Annotated in this window: 2 protein-coding genes; both read right to left on the minus strand. The window is 62.1% G+C overall.

Annotation, left to right across the window (positions count from 1 at the left end):
- Positions 1–1172: enoyl-CoA hydratase-related protein (locus tag AAAB16_RS02355; protein WP_340661886.1), on the minus strand; the 1172-nt coding region annotated here is incomplete at its 3' end.
- Positions 1173–1231: 59 nt separating this feature from the next.
- Complete coding sequence (locus AAAB16_RS02360; protein ID WP_340661887.1) at positions 1232–2440, minus strand: acetyl-CoA C-acetyltransferase; 1209 nt, start codon at positions 2438–2440, stop codon at positions 1232–1234.
- Positions 2441–2583 lie beyond the last annotated feature (143 nt).

A 2583-nucleotide genomic window follows, 5' to 3' on the forward strand; every position in this document is an offset into this window, starting at 1 on the left:
TAATCGGCAGTCGGGGTGATAAGCGAGAGAATTTCTACCTGCTTGCCTTCACTCAACCGCCCCTGACTCACCAGCTTACTGAGCAACTTCTCCACATTCGCCTTACCGCGCTCAGCCGCTTCCAGACTAACGTCGAGCAGCACCACCTCAATGCCGACTTTCGCCGCCACATGGGCAATGCCATTGCCCATCATGCCGGCGCCCAAAACCCCGAGTTTACTGACCTTGCTCTTCTCCACACCCTTCGGCCGGCTGGAGCCGCCGTTCACTTCGTTCATCTGGAAAAACATGGTGTTGATAATGTTTTTCGCCTGCACGCTGGCGGCCAAAAAGGTCAGGCCACGGGTTTCGACGATCAGCGCGGCGTCAAAATCCAACAAGGTGCATTCTGCCGCTACGGCCAGAATGCGCTCCGGGGCCGGGAGCAGACCACGGGTGGTTTTCGCCGTCATCGCCAAGGCGCCCGCCAGCAAGCCCGCCACATTCGGTTGCTGCGCGGTGCCGCCTGGAATCTTATGGCCCTTGCGGTCCCAGGGTTGGACCGCCGCCAACTCATTGCCGGCCTGCGCCTTGATCCAGGCTTTCGCCGCTGGCAGCAGCGCATCGGCTTGCACAACCAACTCATGCACCAAACCCAGTTCCAGTGCTTCAGCGGGTTTCAGGCGTTTGCCTTCCAACAGCAGCGGCAGAGCTTTTTCCAGGCCCAGCGTATTGACCGCGCGAACGATCCCGCCCGCCCCCGGCAATAGCCCCAGCGACACTTCCGGAAAGCCCACCACCGTGCCCGGCTGGTCCAGCAGCACGCGGTAGTTACAGGCCAGCACGATCTCAAAACCACCACCCAGCGCGGCGCCATTTACAGCCGCCACCACCGGCACTGGCAAGCGCTCCAATCGGCGCAGATCGTTTTTGGTCAGCTCGATCTTGGCCTGAAAGTCCGCCTCGTCGCCGGGCTTGAAATCGGTCAGCTCATTCAGGTCACCACCAGCAAAAAAGGTGCTTTTCGCTGAGGCGATCACCACGCCGGTAAGGCCGCTTTCCTGCTCCAGGCGGGCAACCGTGGCGTTCATGGTGTCGCGGTACAGCTGATTCATCGCATTGACGGCGCCGGGCATGTCCATGGTGATGGTCACAATGCCGTCGGCGTCCTTGTCGTAGTTGAATGCACTCATAGTTCGGTACTCAAAAAGTAGGTCCTGCGCCACCGCTCGGGCAGCACGAAAAAAGAGGCTTAGACGCGCTCGATAATGGTCGCGATGCCCATACCGCCGCCGACGCACAGGGCGATCAGGCCGCGCTTCAAATTGCGCCGTTCCAGCTCGTCCAGCACGGTGCCGACCAACATGGCGCCGGTCGCACCAATCGGGTGGCCCAAGGCAATCGCGCCGCCGTTGACGTTGGTGATTTCGGCGTCGATTTCCAGGTCCCGCATAAAGCGCAGCGCCACCGAGGCGAAGGCTTCGTTGATCTCAAACAGATCGATATCCGCCACCGTCAGCCCGGCTTTGGCCAGGGCTTTTTTCGCTGCCGGGCCAGGGCCCGCGAGCATCAACGTCGGGTCGGTCGACAGCACGGCAGTGGCGACAATGCGCCCGCGCGGGGTCAGGCCCAGCTCGCTGCCCAGCTTCTCGCTGCCCAGCAACACCGCACTGGCGCCATCGACAATGCCCGACGAGTTACCAGCGGTATGAATATGCTCAATACGCGCCACCTGCGGGTATTTGCGCAGGGCAATATCGTCGTAACCGACCTTGCCCATGGCCGCGAACGACGGCTTCAATTGCCCCAGCCCTTCCAGCGTGGACGTCGGCTTGATGAACTCATCGCGCGCCAACACCACCAGACCATTGACGTCTTTAACCGGCACCACGGAGCGGTCGAAGTAACCACTGTCGCGGGCATGGGCAGCGCGTTGCTGGGATTGCAGGGCAAAGCGGTCGACGTCTTCGCGGGAGTAGCCGTCGAGTGCAGCCAGCAGGTCAGCGCCAATACCTTGGGGAACCGATTGCAGCTTGAAGGCGATTTCCGGGTCTTGAATCCACGCGCCGCCGGCCACGCCCATGGGCAGGCGCGACATCGACTCCACGCCGCCAGCGACAATCAAGTCTTCCCAGCCGCTGGCAATCCGGCTGGCGGCCTGGTTCACCGCCTCCAGGCCCGAGGCGCAAAAACGGTCGATCTGCACGCCCGGCACGCTTTCGTCCCAGCCGGCGTACTGCACGGTGCACTTGGCCACGTCGCCACCCTGCTCGCCCACGGGCTGGCCGCAGCCCAGCACCACATCGTCGACGCGGGCGGTATCCAGGTCATGGCGCTGTTGCAACTCGGTGAGCAGGCCGGCCGCCAGGTGCACCGGTTTGACGGTAAACAGAGAACCGTCCTTTTTGCCCTTACCACGCGGCGTGCGGACGGCGTCGTAAATGAATACTGCCTGTGACATTGGAGGTTCCTCTTGGCGATTACGGTTGTATGACCGCAGCCTAGAAACATCCCCTTACGCCCACATCGTCGGAAGCGACGATCACCCATGCAGGCTTCGGATAGACCATGCAGCTATCCGCCCACCCCTGCACGCCAGACAGT

Origin of the sequence: Pseudomonas sp. (assembly GCF_037994325.1) — a bacterium.
In the GTDB taxonomy this organism is placed as follows: Bacteria; Pseudomonadota; Gammaproteobacteria; order Pseudomonadales; family Pseudomonadaceae; genus Aquipseudomonas.

Excerpts from the sequence above, each read along its gene's own strand:
- AAAB16_RS02360 (WP_340661887.1), bottom strand. The coding sequence starts at position 2,440 with ATGTCACAGGCAGTATTCATTTACGACGCCGTCCGCACGCCGCGTGGT.